The sequence below is a fragment of the Aquirufa ecclesiirivi genome (assembly GCF_011250515.1).
Taxonomy (GTDB): domain Bacteria; phylum Bacteroidota; class Bacteroidia; order Cytophagales; family Spirosomataceae; genus Aquirufa; species Aquirufa ecclesiirivi.
On the sequence record NZ_JAANOP010000006.1, the window covers coordinates 112329 to 134457 of the forward strand.

The 22129-nt window shown below is 38.6% G+C and carries 14 protein-coding genes; 8 read left to right on the forward strand and 6 right to left on the reverse strand.

The genetic code is table 11. The features are described from left to right. Positions 1-668: 668 nt before the first annotated feature. The 3 genes from G9H65_RS09675 (at position 669) to G9H65_RS09685 (ending at position 6720) form a co-directional block, all read left to right on the forward strand. Complete coding sequence (locus G9H65_RS09675) at positions 669-2120, forward strand: Gfo/Idh/MocA family protein (protein WP_166375136.1); 1452 nt, start codon at positions 669-671, stop codon at positions 2118-2120. Between the two features lie 103 nt (positions 2121-2223). Beyond that, complete coding sequence (locus tag G9H65_RS09680) at positions 2224-5382, forward strand: PVC-type heme-binding CxxCH protein (protein ID WP_166375137.1); 3159 nt, start codon at positions 2224-2226, stop codon at positions 5380-5382. A 153-nt stretch (positions 5383-5535) separates the two neighbouring features. Next, the gene (locus G9H65_RS09685; RefSeq protein ID WP_166375138.1) at positions 5536-6720 is read left to right on the forward strand and encodes a helix-turn-helix transcriptional regulator; all 1185 of its coding nucleotides are present in this window, start codon (positions 5536-5538) and stop codon (positions 6718-6720) included. A gap of 302 nt (positions 6721-7022) precedes the next feature. Here G9H65_RS09685 and G9H65_RS09690 read toward each other — a convergent pair whose 3' ends face one another. Continuing rightward, the gene (locus G9H65_RS09690) at positions 7023-8726 is read right to left on the reverse strand and encodes a hypothetical protein (protein ID WP_166375139.1); all 1704 of its coding nucleotides are present in this window, start codon (positions 8724-8726) and stop codon (positions 7023-7025) included. Positions 8727-8899: 173 nt separating this feature from the next. Between G9H65_RS09690 and G9H65_RS09695 the strand changes: the two genes are divergently transcribed. The 3 genes from G9H65_RS09695 to G9H65_RS09705 all read left to right on the forward strand — a co-directional run bounded on the left by G9H65_RS09695 (position 8900) and on the right by G9H65_RS09705 (position 11963). Then, a complete protein-coding gene (locus tag G9H65_RS09695) occupies positions 8900-9877 on the forward strand; it encodes a glycosyltransferase family 9 protein (RefSeq protein WP_166375140.1) in 978 nt (325 codons plus the stop codon). 3 nt (positions 9878-9880) lie between these two features. Continuing rightward, on the forward strand, positions 9881-11185 hold the full coding sequence (locus tag G9H65_RS09700; RefSeq protein WP_166375141.1) for a GntP family permease: 1305 nt from the start codon (positions 9881-9883) through the stop codon (positions 11183-11185). Positions 11186-11273: 88 nt separating this feature from the next. Then, complete coding sequence (locus tag G9H65_RS09705; RefSeq protein ID WP_166375142.1) at positions 11274-11963, forward strand: hypothetical protein; 690 nt, start codon at positions 11274-11276, stop codon at positions 11961-11963. Here the strand turns inward: G9H65_RS09705 and G9H65_RS09710 are convergent. The 5 genes from G9H65_RS09710 to rsmA are packed head-to-tail and all read right to left on the reverse strand — an operon-like array spanning position 11960 to position 15903. Next, positions 11960-12904 carry an NAD(P)-dependent oxidoreductase gene (locus G9H65_RS09710; protein ID WP_166375143.1) on the reverse strand — a complete coding sequence of 315 codons (945 nt, stop codon included), beginning with the start codon at positions 12902-12904 and terminating at the stop codon, positions 11960-11962. The genes G9H65_RS09705 and G9H65_RS09710 overlap by 4 nt on opposite strands. Next, positions 12901-13230, reverse strand: coding sequence for a nucleotide pyrophosphohydrolase (locus G9H65_RS09715; protein WP_166375144.1), 330 nt, complete (start codon positions 13228-13230; stop codon positions 12901-12903). The genes G9H65_RS09710 and G9H65_RS09715 overlap by 4 nt, the downstream gene beginning before the upstream one ends. Further along, entirely contained in the window at positions 13230-13682 is a 453-nt protein-coding gene (gene dtd / locus G9H65_RS09720) for a D-aminoacyl-tRNA deacylase (protein ID WP_166375145.1), read from the reverse strand. Before dtd ends, G9H65_RS09715 begins: the two co-directional genes overlap by 1 nt. A gap of 1 nt (position 13683) precedes the next feature. After that, a complete protein-coding gene (gene mgtE, locus G9H65_RS09725; RefSeq protein WP_166375146.1) occupies positions 13684-15060 on the reverse strand; it encodes a magnesium transporter in 1377 nt (458 codons plus the stop codon). A 60-nt stretch (positions 15061-15120) separates the two neighbouring features. Next, positions 15121-15903: a 16S rRNA (adenine(1518)-N(6)/adenine(1519)-N(6))-dimethyltransferase RsmA gene (rsmA, locus tag G9H65_RS09730; RefSeq protein ID WP_166375147.1), complete on the reverse strand. Its 783-nt coding sequence runs from the start codon at positions 15901-15903 to the stop codon at positions 15121-15123. A 72-nt stretch (positions 15904-15975) separates the two neighbouring features. Between rsmA and G9H65_RS09735 the strand changes: the two genes are divergently transcribed. Continuing rightward, positions 15976-19275: a PAS domain S-box protein gene (locus tag G9H65_RS09735; RefSeq protein ID WP_235927489.1), complete on the forward strand. Its 3300-nt coding sequence runs from the start codon at positions 15976-15978 to the stop codon at positions 19273-19275. A 114-nt stretch (positions 19276-19389) separates the two neighbouring features. Continuing rightward, a complete protein-coding gene (gene clpB, locus G9H65_RS09740; protein ID WP_166375148.1) occupies positions 19390-21993 on the forward strand; it encodes an ATP-dependent chaperone ClpB in 2604 nt (867 codons plus the stop codon). Positions 21994-22129: the final 136 nt, after the last annotated feature.

The following is a 22129-nucleotide window of genomic DNA, read 5'->3' on the forward strand; positions in this document are numbered from 1 at the left end:
TCAGCATACGGCTGTTAAAATGAAGAATGTAGAATGTAGAATGAACCATAACCATTTACACTTTATAATTCATCATTTACAATTTCCTTTCCGCCTGCCGCTTCGCTCATGCTGCGTTCCTATCTTTCGTTGGGATTAACCGTTTAATGTAGAATGCTATCGTTTGTGAATAATGTAGGTTGAAGTTCTCGATGTTGGCTGAGGTTCTCGAAGCCAACATTTAACATGAGATTTCAAATCCATATTATCTGTCATTCGACATGCCCTTTCGGTTAACCTCTCAATGTAAAATGTAGAATGTAAAATGTAGAATGTAAAATGTAGAATGAGCCACTACCATTTATACTTTATAATTTATCATTTACAATTTCCTTTCCGCCTGCCGCTTCGCTCATGCTGCGTTCCTATCTTTCGATGGGATTAACCGTTTAATGTAGAATTCAAAAATTGATAAAACGGTCAACGTCATTCAGGCATTCACATTCAGGCATTCACAATCTATAACCTATAACTTATAATCTATCATTTAAAATTACCTTAAGCCTATAAGTCAAGGTAGGATTAAAAATAGTTTAAATTGAATTGTTCAAATGCAAAATTGTTATAGCTTTGAAGATTGAATGGGTATACAAGATTTATCCATTCGAAAGACCTTTAAAATTAGACCTATGAAACTAAAAAATTCCGATGCTTCCAGAAGGGAGTTTATTAAGTCTGCCAGTTTAGCCTCTGCTGGTTTTATGATTGTACCTCGCCATGTATTAGGCGGAAAAGGCTTTACAGCTCCCAGTGATAAAATTGTAGTTGCCGGTATCGGTGTAGGCGGAAAAGGAAAGTCTGATTTACGTTATTTTGCCCAAAGTGGTAAGGCGGATATCGGTTTTCTTTGTGATGTTGATGATCGTCAGGCGAAAGATTCAGTAGCAGCTTATCCAAAAGCAAAATATTACAAGGATTGGCGTGTGATGTTAGAAAAGGAATCAAAGAACTTTGATGCCGTATCTGTTTCCACTCCTGACCATAACCACGCAATTCAGGCTATGGCCGCCATGCAATTAGGCAAGCACGTGTACGTTCAAAAGCCTATGACGCATGATATTTACGAAGCAAGAGCCTTAACTCAGGCAGCAAAAAAATACAAAGTAGTAACTCAAATGGGTAACCAAGGTTCTTCTGGTGACGGGGTTCGTCAGTTGGTAGAATGGTTTGATGCTGGTATTATTGGTGATGTTCACACCGTACAAATTTGGACCAATCGTCCTATCTGGCCACAAGGTATCCCATGGCCAAGCACTAAGCCTGCTGTTCCACAAGGTTTGGATTGGGATTTATGGTTAGGAACTGCTCCTTATAAAGATTACGTAGATAATTTAATTCCAGGAAGCTGGAGAGGTTGGTGGGATTACGGTACAGGTGCTTTAGGTGATTTAGGTTGCCACTTAATGGAAGCCCCTTTCCGCGTATTGAATTTAAAATATGCATCGGATGTACAAGCTTCCGTAAGTAGTGTATTTACGGCTTTTGGTAAGCGTGGATTCTTCCCAGATAGTTGTCCTCCATCAAGTCATGCTACCTTAACATTCCCCAAAACAGATCGCACCCAAGGACCAATCACGATGCACTGGATGGACGGTGGTATTAAGCCGGAAAGACCAGAAGAATTAGGACCAGATGAAATGTTTGGTGATGGTAATTCAGGTATCTTATTTATTGGTACCAAAGGAAAAATGATGGCGAGTGAATATGCAGCTAATCCTCGTTTATTGCCTTTGTCTAGAAATGAAGAAGTAAAAGTTCCACGTAAATTAGAACGTGTACCTGGAAGTGCTGATGGTCACTACGCTCAGTGGGTAGAAGGCTGTATTGCTGGATATGGTAAAAAAGAATTGAGTTCACCATTTGAAATGGCAGGTCCTTTGACAGAAGCTATTTTGATGGCGAATTTAGCTATACGTGTTGCTGATATTCCTGTACCAAGAAAAACTGGAAATGGTATGCATTATCCTGGATCTAACACCAAGTTGCTTTGGGATAATCAAAACATGCGCGTAACCAATTACGATGCTGCCAATGCCTTTGTCAAGAGAACTTACCGCGAAGGCTGGACATTAGGAAACTAAAACCTAACAAGATGGATCCTGCCTCAGGGTCCATCTTTTTTTTACTCTTTTTTCATTATCATTCGTTTTACCCTCTCCTACAAAGAACAAAAACATTTAGATCATGTCCTTTAAAATCAAATTCGGGATAGTAGGTATTGTTTTAGCTATTATTGCATTTAGCTCTTTTCAACCATCCTCTTCTCCTTATTTATCCATCAAAAAGAATTGTCATATTTCTTTGATTGGTAATAACCTGGGTTCGAGAATGATCAATTTCGATCATTTTGAAACAGAATTACTTTTGAGATATCCAGATAGCTTACTGACTGTCAGAAATCTTTGTGATGGAGGAGATACCCCCGGATTTAGACCTCATTCTTCAAGAAATGACCCTTGGGCTTTTCCGGGTGCCGAAAAATTTCAATTAGAATTTGCTAAGAATTCAGGAAGTGAAGGCCATTTGGAAAAACATGATGTTTGGCTAAGTCGCTTGAAAACAGATATTATTATTGCATTTTTTGGATACCCAGAATCAACAGAAGGCGCTGCCAGATTAGATAATTATAAAGCGGAATTGACCGCCTTCATACAAAATACTCAAAAACAAAAGTACAATGGCTCGCAAGCGCCTCAATTAGCGTTGGTTTCCCCTATCGCTTTTGAGGACATCAGTTCATTACGAGATTTGCCCAATGGCAAGAAGGAAAATGAGCGCTTGGCGATGTATACCAAAGCCATGAAAGAAGTGGCAGATCAAAATAATGTATTGTTTATCGATGTTTTTCAAGTATCTCAAAAATGGTATGAGGAAAGTCAAGCACCTTTGACCATCGATGGATTACAACTGAATAATGCGGGATACCAGCGTTTGTCTTTATTTTTAGCCGATCAAATATTTGGGAAAAAAGCTACTGAAGTTGAATCTCGTAGAGCTTTAGTTCAGGCGGCCGTGGACGAAAAAAACTGGATGTGGCATAATGATTTTAAGATACCCAATGGTGTACACGTATATGGTAGACGTTACAATCCATTTGGACCGGATAATTATCCTGCAGAGATTGAAAAAATTCGTCAAATGACGCAAGTTCGCCAACAGGCAATTTGGTTAGCTGCTCGGGAAGGGAAGGTATTAGATGTTGAAGCAGAGGACAAAAAAACAAGATCTTTACCTGCGGTAACGACCAATTACAATCCAGAAAAAAATGGAAGTTTACGTTACTTATATGGAGAGGAGGCACTAAAAACGATTCAGGTTCCAGCAGGGTATAAATTGGAGTTATTTGCTTCTGAGGAGCAGTTCCCCAATTTGGCTAAGCCATCTCAAATGACTTTTGATAATAAAGGCCGACTTTGGGTAGCGGCTATGCCGACATATCCACATTACAAGCCGGGTGATCCCAAACCCAATGATAAATTATTGATTTATGAGGATACGAATGGCGATGGTAAAGCAGATCGTGAGATTGTATTTGCAGATCATTTACAGTTGCCTGTAGGTTTTGAAATTACACAAGAAGGAGTTTTTGTGAGTCAAGGAACCAATCTGGTATTATTGAAAGATACCAATGGCGATGATAAGGCAGATAGCAAAGAAATCATATACAGTGGTTTTGATGACCATGATTCTCATCATGAAATCCATGCCTTTGTTTCGGATGAATCAGGAGCTATATACATGGGAGAAGGAGTATTTTTGCATACCAATGTGGAAACACCTTATGGAACCGTTCGTGGTACCAATGGAGGATTCTATCGATTCAATCCCACCCGCAGGCATCTAGAAAGAGTAGCTCAATTGTCGATTCCAAATCCTTGGGGAATAGCTTTTGACCGCTGGGGGCAGAATTTCTTTGCGGAGACATCTGGCCCAGATGTTCGCTGGATGATGCCGGGAAGTGTTTTAAGCCGATACGGTGAAGCCAACCATAAGTCCTATAATTTGATTGAGGAAGCACATCGAGTTAGACCAACCTCTGGATTGGAATTCATTTCCAGTAGACATTTTCCTGACGAAGTTCAAGGAGATATGTTGATTAACAATACCATTGGATTTTTAGGGATGAAACAACATCAAATCTGGGATGATGGTACAGGATATAAGTCCAAACACCGGGTAGATTTGGTTAAAAGTGATGACCGTAATTTTAGACCGGTGGATATGGAATTTGCACCTGATGGTTCACTCTATTTCATTGATTGGCATAATATCCTTATTGGTCACATGCAACACAATGCCCGCGATCCTTTGAGAGATCATACCCATGGTCGTATTTATCGAATTACCTATCCATCTCGTCCATTGATTAAACCAGCTAAGGTATTTGGAGCTTCTATTGATGAATTATTGGAAAACTTGAAGTTACCTGAATACCGTACTAGGTACAGAACGCGCCGTGAATTGAGGGGTAGAAATGTAACTGAGGTGATTGCAAAAACCAAAGCTTGGGTAGCAAAATTAGACAAAAAAGACCCATCCTATGAGCATCACGCTTTGGAAGCTCTCTGGGTTACTTGGGGGATGAATAAAATCGATCAAGTTTTGTTGTCTCAGTTGCTACAAGCGAAAGATTATCATGTTCGCGCTGCGGCTGTAAGAGCAGTGCGTTATAATGGACATCAATTGGCTAATCAAGCAGCTTTATTAAGTCAGGCTGCTCAAGATCAGCATGGTCGTGTTCGTTTAGAAGCCATCGTTGCTGCCTCTTGGATTGGTCCTGCGAAAGGTTTACCCATTTTAGCTTTGGCAAAAGCGAAGCCTTTAGATGATTGGATGATACATACCTATGAGACAGCCTTGGCACATTTAAGTGGAAAAGGAGTGGAGCGTAAAAAAGAAGTTTATGGTGCCACGAATTTAAAGGGGGCGGATTTAGCATCTTATACTGCTGGAGGTGCCTTATTTGGAAAGGAAGGATATTGTGGAACCTGTCATCAATTGGATGGAAAGGGACTTACTGCATCAGGATTTCCTCCATTATCGGGTTCGAAATGGGTGACAGGAAATCAAGATCGCTTGATCAAATTAGTCTTGAAGGGCTTGATGGGGCCTATGACAGTTAATGGAGTTAAATATTCTGGTCAAGTGCCAATGACTCCTTTTGGTGGTCTTATGAACGATAAAGAAGTGGCGGATGTGTTAACCTATATTCGAAATGCATTTGGAAATAAAGGTTCTGTGATTAGCCCACAAAAGGTGAAGGAAGTAAGAGCTACTATTATAAGTAAAAAGGATTTTTATCAAGTGGATAAGCTCCTTTCTGAACACCCATTGGAAGATTAATTGGGTCTTTCGTAAAAGCAGCTTATCATGTAGGCTGCTTTTTATTTTTTTTTACCAAGTATAATGTGTCATTTTGTACTTTATTATATTAAACTCTACTCTTAATCAAACATCAACCTTGGGGTTTAAATATCCTAGGTTCTTCCTTTTTTTATGGAAAAAATTACCATAAACTATTATCTGTATTTTTTAGGATTCTTATTTTTCGCATTTGGAACTAGCTTATTACTAAAGAGGGGCTTATTGGCAACTCGCTTTCTCGGCTTACAGTTCATCCAATTAGGAATTCAACTCTATTGCAGTTATTACATTCAATTACCTCTTATATTGGATCACCCAAATTATTTCAGAGTGATATCCCCTTTGTTTTATTTAATAGGGCCATTGTCTTATCTCTTTCAGCATTTTTTATTGTACCCAGAAAGAAAATTCAAGACAGTTTATTTTTTGCACTTTTTGCCATTTACTATTCATTTTTTAGAATTTTTACCCCTTTATCTAAGCCCTGAAGCCATCAAATTAGCTGAAATTAATCAGGTTATCAGTGAAAACACCTTCAATACTTCAAAGTCTAATTTTGGACTGATTTCGATGAAATATCACCTGTATTTTAAGAGTATATCCTATATTGCTTATTTGGCCTTGATATCTTATGAATTATTTAAATATTATCAATCTGTTTCGAAGTCATTCTTGGTAAAGAACAAGCTCATAGTTTTTTGGTTGACCGGGGATCTCTTTTTGAAAATTGTCGTTTTAGGATGTCATATTGCTTTTAATCTGATCTATCAAGATCAAGTGCAGATGATGGCTCGAGATTTTTTATATGCTGGGGAATTTGCTATTATGGCTTTATTTCTTTTTCTAAATCCACGATTATTGGATGGCCCATTTTTAAAAGGCTTAGTTTTTCAACATTCTCATCGAGAAATTCAAGAAAAAACAGAAGGTTTTAAGGAGTTTGGATTTGATAATTCAAAAATCAATGTAAAGAATAAATCAATTTTGGAAAAATTAGATCGATATTTTGAATCAGAGTTTATTTTTTTAAAACCCAATATTTCTTTGAATTTGGTTGCGCATAGTTTAAAAATTAAACCTAGGTTGATACGTATATGCCTGCAAGATGAGCTTGACTTTTCCTTTACAGACTATGTAAATTCGTGGAGAATTCAATACGCCGAGGAGCAATGTCGCGATAATCCTCGCTGGAAATCCTACAAAATCGAGGTTATAGCCACAGAATCGGGCTTTGGTACTCGTCAAAGTTTCAATGCGGCTGTGAAGAAGCTAAAAGGTGTTTCCCCCGGTCAGTACTTTGCTAAGTACATGAATTGATGTTCTCATGTTTAAATTTCATTTAAAATTTTAACAATCGATTTGTTCTCTTTTTAAAATTCGTAAAGAATATTTTTTAGTTAATTTTTCTTTACATGTACTCGAATTAAACATTTTGTGATTGCAAATTATTCGTGTACCTTTGAAGTGTTATAAAAATGAATTATCTCTTGAGACGGTTTGTGTTGTTTCTCTTAGAGTTTTCTTATAACCCCGAAACTGATATAATTTAGAACACGGAGTAATGTAAATCCAAGATTCAATGAATCTTGGATTTTTTTTGTGCCTAATTTGCAAGGTAATTATTTTAACACCAGAGTATGTAATTGGGAATCCACCTGAATGATTTGCTTCAATGCATATAATGCGTTCTTTGACGAAGGTACTTGTGTATCTAAATTCCAAAGATAGAGCTTGTATATCCCTGTTTTAAGTGATTCATGATTGATTCTAATGGATCCGTAATCAGCTCGATAGTTTTCCATGCTTAGGAAGTTCTTTTTTCCATTTAAAGCAAATTGTATCGGAAGAATGTAGCTGTGGTTTATTTTATCTGTTGGCTTTAGAATCATAAACCACTGTTTTTTGATTCCAGAGCTAAAAGGGAACTGTTGAAATTCTAACCAATAATAGTGATTCATCCAAGTAGCATGCTTTTGCTGCATGATTTCTTTATATTCCTTAGATTGAATTGGAATAGAAATTTCACTAATTGGTTTCGTATTTGACTGTTCTAATGGATTAATCCATGGATGATTCATCGAATATATTCCTTTCTTTTCAGCTTCTAGAAGTATAGGTTTGGCATTCATTAAAAATCCAGAACTGACAGATAAGATTGTTTGATTATTTTTCCAGTTGATTCTGTCTGCAATGAAACTCATTTTTTGGTATTGTTGGGCTATACTATGGTTAAAATATGAAAGCCCATAAAATGGAATACTATACAGTAGCATCCCTATTAAAAGTATGTTGTGATAGCGTTTATGGCTGTGTAACAACATATGTAAATATACAATGATGATGGATAAGGAAGCATATAATTGAAAGCGACTATAAATGGTATAATGTTCTGCAGATCGAACTAGTGCAATTAAACCTGCTGAAAAGAGTATAAAGGTTAAAATTCCTAAATATGTACCCTGGTCTTTGTTTTTTAAATTGAATTTACTGTGATCGATACTAAAAAAGGTGAAAATACTAACTACGATGAAACCTATAAACCATGAAAATACTAGTCCAATTTTCGGAAATTCCATAGCACTTGCTCCGATGAATCCCAAGAAAGACAAAAGGATATGCTTGATATTCCAATGAAATTTCACGGCTTGTCCCATGTGATAGATCTGTAAATAAAAAGCAAAGAATAGTAATAAGCAGATGCCTATGATGAAGGCATTTTTCCAATTCTTTTGTAATAAATAAACGTATGCGAGCGCAATAAAAACAATAAAGCCATTTCCAAATGTAAAAGATGCAAAAAAGGCTAATACGATGGACCATGTTAAGGCATAAGCTTTGTCTTCCGTAATTAAATAAAGACTAGTGAGTAAAAATAATGTTACATGTCCATGCTGTAGCCCTGTGATAGCCCAATTGGAAACTTCGTGGTATTGGGGTTGCAACCAAAGGAAAGCCACTGGAATGAAATAAACCAAATGGAGCTTTTGCCTTTTAAATAAGCGATATAATAAATATAGAATGAGGATTAATTCGCTTAAAGTAAGCCAAATTAAATGCTGGAAATTTACTTGGCCAACTAGTAAATAGTCTATCCAAGTAACAAGTCTAGGTATTACAATGGAATGATCGTTATCGACACGAAAAAGTGCTTGAAAAAAATCGGACCAGTTCCAAGGTGTATTTTTAGTGGTATTGATAAACTCTAATAAAGTGACATCATCTTGATAGGGGAAATCAAAACTGAAATAGAGTATGTAGCACACAAATATTCCAATCAAAGTTAAGATGAGTATGGCTGAAATAAAGGTAAGTGCTTTAGACATAGGCAAAATTAATCTCCAAATTTAAGGAAAATTTAAAGAATAGACTTGAATGAATTTAAGTCTTATTGTGGGTAAATATGCTAGGTTCTGATTTTTTAGTTTTATTTTTGAAAACCTATATAGATCTGGAAGAAATTTCTGGTTCTTTTAAACCTATTTAAATTTTATAAATCATGTTTCATCGAGTGACCTATGCGATAGGTTCATTGGCGTATTTTTTAAGCCTCAGTTGCCGTATACTTTTCAAACGTTTATTTCAACCAACTAAAGTACATATTGGTATTCTCATGGATGGCGATCTAGGAGATATGGTTGCCTCCGAACCTATTTTAGGGGCCTTACAGCAGAAATTCGGAAATGTTGCTATTTATTGGATTACCGAAAAACGCTATTTCCCCTTATTTTCTCAACACCCATTAATTTCCGAATTGCTGGATGAATATTCCTTGTTGGTAGCTCGGTTTTTATTGTCATGGAATCCTTTTACGCAATTTTATTTTTTACAATTAAGTGATTTCAGAATAGATCCTGTATTTCAGATTTCTTTACAAAATGAGAAAGCTGACGCATTGGGGATTCGATTGAACAATTACTATCACCAATATAATTTATTGGAAATTTCATCCCAATTAGCTGATTTAGGTAGGATGAAAGGCCAACCTCATTTGTATGTGGATGATCAAGAATTACGATTTGACTTACCAAAAACGTATTGGCTGGTTCATTGTAAATCCAATGCAGGATTACGAGATTGGAAGGATGAACACTGGCATCAACTCATTTTGGATGCTATAGCTACTTGGGGAGTTCATGTAGTAGAAATAGGTATGAAGAATCCATTGAAATTGAAACACCCTCAATTTACCTCTTTGGTAGGTCAATGTAATTTGATGGAAACTATGAAAATCATACAGGGTGCATCCTTTTTTATCGGTTTGGATTCAGGTCCCACTCACATGGCGAATGCTTTTCAAATTCCCGGATTGGTGATTTGTGGAGAATTTACTTACTTTAAAAAATATATGTCTTATTCTGGTTTTTATCAGGAAAGTAAGCAGACAAAAGTGATGTTTAATCCAGCGGGTAGGGCAGATGGATTAGGATATGATGAAGTTTGGCAACAATTAGTTGCCCTACAAGAAAATAAATAGCCTATGCTATTTCTGATTACTTTAGGAGCGATCATTTCTTTGGTTTTAGCTATGACTTGGCTAAAATTACCTCCATTTGTAGCTTTTACGGGGGTTAGTATCTTAGCGGGTGTTGCCTTTCAATTAAGTCCAGAAATTATATTTAAAGCTATCCAAGAGGGGATGGGCAGTACCCTAGGTTCCATTGCAGGCATACTTGCATTTGGTTCTATTTTAGGGAAGTGGGTCGGAATCAGTGGTGCTGCGCAAAAAATGACTGAAGTCTTATTGAAGCTTTCGGGTACTCGATACGCTCGAATTGCTTTTATGTTGGCTGGTTTTTTGGTAGGACTTCCACTTTTTTATTCGGTAGCCTTTATGTTGTTGGCGCCACTAGTGATTTCTGCGGCAGCTAAATTAAAACAACCTGCTACATTTTTGGCATTGCCCATGCTCGCCTCTTTGACGGTTACCCAGGGCTATTTACCTCCACATCCAGCACCCTTGGCAATTATGCAGGAGTTTGGTGCCGACTTGTCCAAAACAATGTTGTATGGTGTGGCTATAGCCATCCCGGCCATTTTAGTTTCAGGTTTGTGGTTTGGTATGACTACTAAAAATATAACCACTCCAGCTAATCAAGCATTTGTTTTTGTAGATAATGAAAAAAGAACCAATGGTCCTCAGTTATCCACGTTTGCTAGTTTCTTGATGGTTTTATTTCCAATCATTTTATTAGCTCTTGGCTCTTTTGGTTCCAATACCTTCCCATCCATTGCGGCGTATATTTCTAATCCTGTATTTTCCTTATTTCTCTCTGTTTTGTTGGCAGGTATTTTGTTAAAACGGATCGGATTTAGTTCAGATACCTTATTGAGTACCTCCATGGTATCGATCAAAGATATTGCAGGGATATTATTGATTTTTGGGGGTGCTGGGGCTTTGAAACAGGTATTAGTCGTCGCTGGGGTCAGTCTGGCCGTAGCAGATAGTCTAGGTTCCTCTACTTGGAATGTTTATGTATTAGGTTGGACTATGGCTGCTATCATTCGTGTTTGTGTCGGTTCTTCTACGGTGGCGGGTATTACTGCTGCAGGTTTTATGAAAGTGATTTTGGTGAATTCTACTGCGGACCCCAACCTCATGGTTTTAGCTCTTGGAGCAGGGAGTATGATGTTTTCACATGTGAATGATACTGGATTTTGGTTATTCAGAGAATATTTTTCCTTGAATTTTAAGGATACGATTCGATCTTGGACCCTGATGGATACGTTAGTCTCCATCACTGGACTAATAGGAGTGTTGGTTTTGGACCAAATTCTATTTTAGCGATGCTGTTTGATTCCCAACAGACTGACCTAAGTCATTGTTTCATCCATTAGATTTGTCTAATTTAGTTCGAACATCCCTAATTTGTATGAAAAATTTCTTGTACTCCCTTGTTCTACTAGCCGTATTTTCATGTCAATCTTCCCAATCTGAAAATCAAGAAGTGCTAGTTCCTAATTTGATTTTAAATGATGTGCTGGCTTGTAAAGATCTGGCGGGCTTACAAGCTCAGTATGGTAAAGAATCCCTCGTGGCAGATACTACTTGGATTTTGAATGAAGATACTTTGCGTGGTTCAATTCTGTATCCCAATACCAACAAGCAAGTTTTTATCATGTACCATCAAGGGCAAATATTGGATGTATCTTTGCTTGGAAAACAGTCTTTATGGAAAACGAATTCGGGATTATACTTGGGTTTAAAAGTACTTGATGTGGAGAAATTGAATCAAAAGAATTTTACTATATCGGGTTTCGATTGGGTTAACGGAGGCATGGTGGTTAGTTGGGAAGGAGGAAAACTGGGAGGGGATAATTTGACGCACGTGGTTCAATTTAGTAATGCTGAAAACCAACATGAAGGACTTTCCGATATGGAGTACGGTCAAATATCTGGAGAAGCTGAATTTGATATTCGCCATCCGTTGATTCAAAAACTAAATCCTAGTATAGATCAATTAGCCCTTGTGAAACCTTATGTACCTTCCAAATCAGAAGGTCAATCCATGGGTAAGCATATTACTAAATCTCAGATGCCCAAGATAAAGAAAAAGCATTAATTGACCTGATTGATTGCTTTTCCTGCTAAAAATCCAGCCAGCGTAGTGATGAGGCTTTGAATAATGCGTGTTCTTGCCTCAAAGCTCAACCAGGCATTATGCGGTGTGATGTAGGCATGATTAATTCCTAGTAAAGGATGATGTATATTGGGTGGTTCTTGATCTAATACATCCAATAAAGCCGCGGCAATTTGTTTTTCTTGTAGGGCTTTGGCCAATGCCAAAGAATCGACCAATCCACCTCGGGAGCTATTGATTAATATCGCATGCGATGGCATCCAAGCTAAAAATTCAGCATTGATGAGTTGATCTGTTTGTGGGTTTAATGGGCAATGTAAACTGATCACATCACAGGTTTGAGCTAATTCCTTTTTAGATAAATAAGTCCTGTTTTTAAGTTGTAAATCACGTGTATGGTGATAATATACTTGCATTCCCAGGCTTTCGGCCATATTGGCAAAACATTGTCCAATGTTCCCCATACCAATAATACCTAGTTTCTTGTCAGCTAATTCGGTCAAAGGACTTAATGAATAGGACCAATCGTTTTTACTCCATTCTCCAGCTTGTACGGATTGATTGTGTAGTTCCACTCGATTACACCAAGCCAATAAGAGGGCCAAGGTATGCTGAGCCACCGAATAAGTGCCATAGGCAGGGACATTGGATACTTGAATTCCTCTTTCTTTACATGCTTGAATGTCGACGGAATTATACCCCGTGGCTGCTACTAGGACTAATTTCAATTGCGTGAAATGAGACAACGCTTTTTCATTGACCAGGCATTTATTCGTGACTAATACGGCTGCGTTCGGGTCTCGTAAGTTAATATCAGCTTCATTGGTTTTTTCGTAGAAATCAACTTCTCCATAAGCACTCAATGAAGTTCTTGAAATATCTTGTTGAAATAAGGCTAAGCCATCTAAAATTACAATTTTCATGCTTTTAGTTTCGGATTATTGTGATGCCGATCTTGGTCTCTGAACGATTTTTTAGCTAAATTTTGCTCAAGGGCTTTTTCTAAATCGATGCCCGTTTGGTTTGCTAAACAAATTAGAACAAACAACACATCGGCCATTTCATCCCCCAAATCTTTTTGTTTGTCGGACTCCTTTTCTGATTGTTCCCCATACCTTCTGGCGATAATACGTGCCACTTCTCCCACTTCTTCCGTGAGCATGGCCATGTTAGTCAGTTCATTAAAATAACGGACACCTACGGTTTTAATCCATTGGTCAACTTGTTTTTGTGCTTCTTGTATCGTCATTAGTTTGGGTGTTGAGAATCTATGATGATGGTTACTGGGCCGTCATTGACTAGGCTAACTTGCATGTCGGCTCCAAATTTGCCTGTTTGTATAGGGAATCCTAGCTTGTTTTCTAATTGATCTATGAGGTGATGGTACAAAGGAATGGCATGTTCGGGTCTTGCCGCTTCGATAAAACTGGGTCTATTTCCCTTTTTTGTTTGGGCATGTAACGTGAATTGGCTCACCAAAATGATTTGGCCCTGAATGGCTTTGATATCCAAATTCATTTTGCCTTCAGCATCTGAAAAAACTCGAAGGGCACTGATTTTATTGGCTAAATAAAGGCTGTCTGCCTCGGTATCTTGCTGATGTATCCCGACTAATATTAAAAAGCCTTGTTGTATTTGGGCATTGATTTGACCATCAATTTCAACTTTAGCTTCCGAAACACGTTGAATGACCGCCAGCATGTTAGAGCAATAAATAGACGATTAGGAAGTAAACCCCATAACCCAGAATGTCATTGGTTGTCGTTATGAATGGTCCACTGGCTACCGCAGGATTGATGTTTAATTGATTCAATACCAAAGGTGTAATGGTTCCCATCAGCGAGGCTAACATAACTACGGCGAACAAAGAAATTGAAACTGTTACCGAGAGCATGATTTCACCATGATCCACTAACATGGAGCATCCAAATGCAAATGCGGCTGCAATTAGTGCATTGATCAAGGCCACAATCAATACTTTTTGAAGACGTTTCCAAAGTGTAGTATCCAAGCCACTTTTATCCGCTAAACTTTGTACGATCAGCGAAGAAGATTGAATTCCTACATTGCCTCCCGTGGAACCAATTAAGGGGATAAAAGCTGAAATAGCCGGCATGATGGAAATAGAACTATCAAAACGGTCAATGATTTTAGCGGCTAAAAAGCTACCAACCATACCTCCGATTAACCAGGGTAAACGGGAACGTACTAATAACCAAATGGAGTCATCTTCCTCTACGTCTTCCGAAATACCGGCCATGACCTGAATATCTTCTTGTGCGGATTCGGTGATGAAATCGACCATGTCATCGATGGTAATTCTGCCTAATAAACGTCCTTGTATATTAACGACAGGAATCGCTTCTAGGTCATATTTTTGCATTAAATCGGCTACTTCTTCTCCAGAAATATAGGTTTGAACCGAAACGATTCCATCGGCATCAAATACATCTTGGATTTTGGAACCTCTTTTGGCTAAAATGATTTTTTTCAAGGAAACAGTTCCCATCAATAAACCATCGTCATCAACTACGTATACGGCATATACTTTTTCAACATCCTCGGCTTGTCGACGAATCTCTTCTACACACTCGGTGACCGTTTGTTTGACATTGATTTTGATTAACTCTTTTTGCATTAAACCACCGGCACAATCTTCATCGTAATGCATTAAATCAATGATGAAACGGGCTTGCTCCCGGTCTTTTAATAGGGCAATTACCTCCTCGCGTACGCGTACAGGTTGCTCATTTAATATATCCACTGCATCATCGGAATCGATGACATTGATGTAACTAGCAATTTCTTTGGAATTGAAATTTTTCAGAAACTTTTTACGGTCATCTGAGTCCAAGGTTGAAATAATTTCAGCGGCTAATTTAGTATCGAGTAATAGAACAATGTATTTGGCTTCTTCACCACTTAATTCATCCAAAATACTGGTAATATCCGCTGCAAATAGATCTTCAATTTTGGCCAGTATAGCCTCGTTGGATTGCTCAGCGATAAGTAATTTGATTTCCTCTAAAAACTCTTTGGTGAGTTCAAACGGAAGGTGTTGTGGGTTGACTACTTCCATGGATTTCGCTGAGGTTTGAAAATTTCGTATCTAAATTAAGAAATATTTGCTGGATTTCGGCTATGCGCCTACATAACCATTGGCTTTCCACAATTCGGTCAGTTCGGAAAATTCAGCTACACCTAATTGCTCTGCTCGTTTGCTTAATAAAGGGTGATCGGGCAACTGCATCGCTCTAAGTGCATTTCTTAATGTTTTCCGGCGTTGGTTGAAGGCCATTTTGACCACTTGTTTGAATTTTTGGGGATCACACTCTAATTTTTTGTCCCAATTTCTCACGACCCGAATAACACCAGAATTTACTTTTGGTGGAGGAGTGAATACCTCCGGCCCAAGGGTAAATAAGTATTCCACATCAAAATAGGCTTGAAGCAAAACACTTAGAATGCCATAATCTTTATTCCCGGGTTTAGCGGCTAGCCGCTCGGCTACTTCTTTTTGCAGCATTCCAACCACTTCCACGCATTGATCCTTGTACTCTAGGATTCTAAAAAATATTTGGGTCGAGATGAAATAGGGGAAATTGCCCACAACGGCGAATTTTTCATCCCCAAAGATGTTTTCAAGTGGGTATCTCAAAAAGTCCCCATCGATTAAACGAGGTCCGGTAAATTCTAAATAATTCTTTCTTAAATAAGCCACAGACTCTTGGTCAATCTCAATGAGGTAGGTTTCATATTCTTTCTTTTTGACTAAATATTGAGTCAAAACACCCATTCCAGGCCCAATCTCCAATACCTTTTGATAGGCGCCTTGCGGATTCAGTCCATTGACTATACGCTGGGCGGCGTCTAAATCCTTTAAAAAATGTTGTCCTAAACTCTTTTTTGCTCTTACTTGCACGTGCTGATGGGGCTTTAAGAAGTAAAATTACGCCCTTTTTTGTACATTGTAAGCAAAATTTTGAATAAAGCCATGGCAGGTTGGGCACAGAAATCCAAAGACGAATTAATTCAGGAAATTAGACAACTAAAAAATCAGTTGGATGTAATCGAAATGACAGAATCATCCTTTACCGGAACTTCTGCCAAAGAGAATCTCATTCGGACTTTAGAGAGTTTAAAGCTTTTTGGAATCATCATGGCCTTGGATGGAACCATCACCCATGCCAATGTCTACACGCATAAATTGTTAGGTTATGAGCCCAATGAGTTAAATGGTAAAGATTTTTTTACTACTTTATTGCCTATCGAAGAAAGGCAGGGTCGTCGCTCAGCTTTTAATCAAGCTATAGCCAATGGTGGATTATTTGAAGAACGCGAAAGAATCTATGTAACGAAATCAGGGGATACTAAGTGGGTGGAAGTAAATTCCACCATAGTTAGTGAGCTAGATGAGCAGACCTATTTAAGTATCATTGGTGAAGATATCAGTGAACGGAAAAAAGTTAGTGAAGCATTAAGTCGATCCAATGCGCAGTTGCAGGATTTGATTAATAATACGACCGACTTAATCCAAATTACGGGAATTACAGGGCGTTTTCTCTTTGTCAACCGAGCTTGGTTAGAAACCATGGGTTATACAGAAGATGAAGCGAGAGATTTGAAGTTACAGGATGTATTGCACCCAGAATTTGCTTCCAATACCTTAAATCAGTTGGATTTATTAAGTAAAGGAAACGAGATTCCCGAATTTACCGCGGTATTTAGAAGAAAGGACGGTCGCCGCTTATACGTCAGTGGTTCAGCCACGTGTCGGTTTGAAAAAGGTGTACCCACGGCTTTCCGATGTATTTTACATAACTCCACTGCCAAAGTCCGTGCCGAACGGGCCAGTAAATTATACTCCTCCATTGCTCAGGTGACGATTAATTCGTCCAATTTGGATGATCTATATTCCAATATCCACAAGCAATTAGGGGAAGTGATTGATGTGAAGAATTTCTTCATCGCTCAATATGACCCTGCCAAAAGCTTCTTGTATTTTCCTTATTACGTGGATGAATACTTTAATTCTAGGGTTCATTTTACCAAAAGGAAATTGGGGAATGGTTTGACGGAATATGCCATCATGGCCAATAAGCCTTTGATATTACACGATGATGATATTCATCAATTAGCCAATGAAAAGAAAATTTACTTATATGGGGTTGTTCCTAAGGTGATGCTTTGTGTGCCGCTTCGTATTGGTGACCGGGTGACGGGAATTATCGGAGTGAAATCCTATGAGCGTTCCAATAAATACGAAAACCGAGATTTGGAGCTATTGGACTTTATATCGGGTCAGGTGGCTTTGGCCATTGCAAGAAAACAGGCAGAAGAGGCTTTAGCGCGTGAAACGGCTCGACTGAATGCCATTTTTGAAGGTAGTTCCCACTTAATGTGGTCGGTGAATAAACGCTTGTTTTTGACCAGCTTTAATCACGAATATTCGGATTTATTGGTTGAGCAAATTAGTATTAGTCCTCAGATTAATATCAGTGCCGAAAAAATGGGCTTTCAGCTCTTAGCTCCACCCGAGCGCAGAAGGATGGAAGAAGGTTATAAAATGGCTTTTAGGGGGCAAAAACAGCATTTTGAATTGGAACTTTTAACCAAAAATGGGGAGGAGAAATGGCTGGAAATTTATTTGAATCCTATCTTTTTGGAGCATGGGACAATCGAAGAAGTATCGGGTATTGCCCGTGATATTACGGATTTAAAGAAGTATCAACATGCCTTGGTGGAAGCTCGTGAACAGGCAGAACGCTCTTTAAAAGTGAAGGAACAATTTCTGGCCAATATGAGTCATGAGATTCGTACGCCTATGAATGGGGTAATTGGCATGGTGGATTTATTGAGCGATACCCCTTTGAATGAAGATCAGGTTGATTATGTGCAAACGATTAAAAAATCATCCGAGACCTTACTGCATATTTTAAATGATATTTTGGATTTAGCCAAAATAGAAGCGGGTAAGATGGTCTTGCACCCAAGTGATTTAGTCTTGGATGATGTGCTAGATCGTTTGATGGCCTTGTTTTCCCAAGTGGCTTGTCAAAAAGGAAATACGTTGGAATATCACTTGTCCAAAGACTTACCCGAAGTGGTGGTCGCAGATGAGACACGATTGTTACAAATTCTATCCAATTTGACCTCCAATGCCTTGAAATTCACAGAACATGGGAAAGTGAGCATTGATGTATCAGGAGAAAATATCACCCAAGAATCATTGGATTTAGTCGTGAAAGTACAGGATACTGGTATTGGTATCAGTGCTGAAAATTTAAAAATATTGTTTAGTGCTTTTCAACAACTAGATAATTCTACCTCTAAAGTCTATGGTGGAACAGGTTTAGGATTAGCCATTTCTCGCGAATTCTGTAAAATGATGCAAGGGGATATTGGCGTAGAATCCACTTTGGGTAAGGGAAGTACATTTTGGTTTAAAGTCCATTTGAAAGTAGGAAAACAAGAATTGGTTCAAAGAAATAAAGACGCAGATAAGTTTGTCATTCAAGGAAAATTAGAAGATATACAGCCTCATATTTTGTTGGTTGATGATAATTCGACCAATCGAAAAGTGGCCTCTCAAATATTAGCTAAGGCCGGATGTATCGTTCAAACAGCCTCTAGTGGGAAGGATGCTATTGGTTTATTGAGTAAAAGCCATGAGTTTGATTTGATCTTGATGGATATTCAAATGCCTGAAATGGATGGTATGCAGACTACCCAACATTTGAAACAATTGGGCTTAGTTAGTTTGCCGCCCATCGTAGCTATGACGGCCTATGCCATGAAGGAAGATCGCGAGCGTTTTTTAGCTGTGGGAATGGATGATTATTTGGCGAAACCGATTCGCGCTCAACAGTTAATTCAAATGGTAAACCATTGGGTAACCAAGGGGGAGAGAACGCATGTGAAACAAGAGGCCATCAGTAAAGAGCATTCGGTCAATCCCATTGATCAAGAGGCATTGGATTCCTTATTAGAAGCCACAGGTGGGGATATGGATTTTGTGAAAAGTATGTTGTGTGATTTTATTCAAGAGGCCAAACAGCAAATACAGGATGCCGAAAGTTCTTATCAGAAGAATGATTGCAAGGGTGTACAATCGGAATTACATACGTTAAAAGGTAATTCAGGAACCTTGGGTGCTGCCGAGGTGTATACGATTTGTCGGAAAATAGAGGGCAAGGCAAAGCTCTGTGATTTCAAAGAATTTGAATTAGAAATCGAATTATTGAAACAGGCCTTGCACCGTTTTGAAGAGGCGGTTCAAGTACAATATGCCTGATTTTCGGACAAAATGGCTTATTTTGAAATTTAAATAAAAGACAAATAGGTCATTTTTTCCGATTTTTTACACTGGATTCAAATTTGAAAGGGAGATGTCAAATTGAAAAAACAGATGAATCCTAAAAATTACACTTCCCAAGCGAGTATTGTGATTCAAAATTCAGTGGAATTGGCTACCAATGCGGGCCAGCAAGCCATTGAAACGGGTCACTTGTTGGCCGCAATCTTGCAAGATGATACCCAAACGGTTTCATTTTTGCTGAAAAAGTTGGGAGTATCATCCCAACAAATTCAAGAAAAGTTAAGTAAAATTATTAGTTCTTATCCTAAGGTTTCCGGAGAGCCCTTTTTGAGTAATGGATTGCAACAATCCCTTCAAAAGGCAGAAAAATGGAAAGAAACCATGGGGGATTCGTACATCAGCGTGGAAGTATTATTTATTTCTTTGCTGGATGGGAATGACGCCGTTTCGGATGCCTTGAAATCCTTAGGCCTCAGTACCACTTCATTAAAAAATGCCATTGTAGAACTTAGAGGAAATAGAAAAGTGAACGATCCACATGCAGAGGGTACTTACCAATCCTTAGAAAAATACGGTAAGAATTTGAATGATTTGGCCAAGGCTGGGAAAATTGATCCCGTGATTGGTCGAGATGAGGAGATTCGACGTGTCTTGCAGATTTTATCGCGTAGAACTAAGAATAACCCTATCTTATTAGGGGAACCTGGTGTTGGTAAAACAGCCATTGTAGAAGGTTTGGCTCAAAGAATTGTATCGGGTGATGTGCCAGAAAACTTAAAATCCAAGATTGTGATGTCCTTGGATATGGGTTTATTGGTTGCAGGAGCTAAATACAAAGGAGAGTTTGAGGAGCGATTAAAAGCGGTCATCAAAGAAGTAACAGATTCCAATGGGGAGATTGTTTTGTTCATTGATGAGATACATACCTTAATTGGTGCAGGTGGAGGAGGAGAGGGAGCAATGGATGCGGCTAATTTATTGAAACCAGCTTTGGCTCGTGGAGAATTGCATGCCATAGGTGCTACCACCCTGAAAGAATATCAAAAGTATATTGAAAAAGATAAGGCTCTGGAGCGTCGTTTTCAGGCAGTTATGGTGGAAGAACCCGATGTGGCTGATGCGATTTCTATATTACGTGGTATTAAAGATAAATATGAGTTACACCACGGGGTAAGAATCCAGGACGATGCCGTAATTGCAGCTGTTGAATTATCCAATCGCTATATTTCAGATCGCTTTTTGCCAGATAAGGCCATTGACTTGATCGATGAGGCTGCTGCAAAAATGCGCTTGGAGATAGATTCTGTGCCAGAGGAAATTGATGATATCCAACGCAAAATCATGCAATTGGAGATTGAACGAGAAGCGATTCGCCGGGAGAATAATAAGGAAAAAGAAACGATTTTATCCAGAGATTTAGCTGATTTATCTGAAAAAAGAGATGGCCTAAAGGCCCGTTGGCAAGCAGAAAAGTCTGTTTTAGATACGATTCGTTCCGAGAAAGAGAAAATTGATAAGTTGAAATTAGAGGCTGAACAAGCGGAACGCCAAGGTGATTATGGCAAAGTAGCGGAGATTCGTTACGGCCGTTTAGTGGAGTCGGAACAAAAGTTGAAAGATTTGCAATCAGCCTCTGCAGGAGAGAATACCATGTTGCAAGAAGAGGTAACCGCCGAGAATGTAGCAGAGGTAGTAGCTAAGTGGACAGGTATTCCGGTAAGTAAAATGTTACAAACTGAGATAGACAAATTGTTGCACTTAGAGGATGAGTTGCACAAACGTGTAGCAGGGCAAGATCAAGCCATTGAATTGGTTTCTGATGCGGTTCGTCGCTCCCGTGCAGGTTTACAAGACCCTCGTCGCCCGATTGGATCCTTTATATTTTTAGGTACTACAGGCGTAGGCAAAACGGAATTAGCGAAGTCGCTGGCCGCCTATTTATTCAATGACGAGAATGCGATTGTTCGTATTGATATGTCGGAATACCAAGAGCGTCACGCGGTAAGTCGCTTGATTGGAGCGCCTCCAGGATATGTGGGATATGATGAGGGAGGACAATTGACAGAGGCGGTGCGGAGAAAACCTTATTCCGTGGTATTGTTGGATGAGATAGAAAAGGCCCATCCAGATGTTTGGAATATCTTATTACAAGTACTCGATGAGGGTCGATTGACGGATAATAAAGGTAGAACAGCCAATTTCAAAAATACCATTATCATCATGACCTCCAATATTGGTAGTCATTTGATTCAGGAAAAAATGGGACACATGGAGGGTTGGAATAATCAAATTATCTTGGATGAGACCAAAGAAGAGGTAATGACTTTATTGAAGCAGGTGGTTCGTCCGGAGTTTTTGAATCGTGTGGATGAAGTGGTATTATTTGAACCTTTATCTGAAGAACATGCTCGTAAGATTTTGGGTATTCAGTTCAAAGAAATCCAACGTCGATTAGCTGAACAGCAAATTACCTTAGAAGCTACGGACGAGGCTTTAGCTAAATTGGCCAAGGATGGCTATGATCCTAATTATGGAGGTAGACCGATGAAACGAGTACTTCAACGAGCTGTTTTGAATGAATTATCGAAAGAGATTTTATCAGGAAACGTGAAAAAGGATTCAGCTGTTTTGATGGATTTAGATGCGGAAGGAAATGTGATTTTTGATAATGTTCCGAATCCAGAAATAGTATAAATTGGGGTAATTTAGGAAAAGCCTGAGGAATATTTCTCAGGCTTTTTTTTGTAACGTTGTCAAGGTTTGGAACCTTGCCAACGTTGGAAAATCGGGTTTATTGTATCAGTTTATTGATTATAGATATTCATTGAAA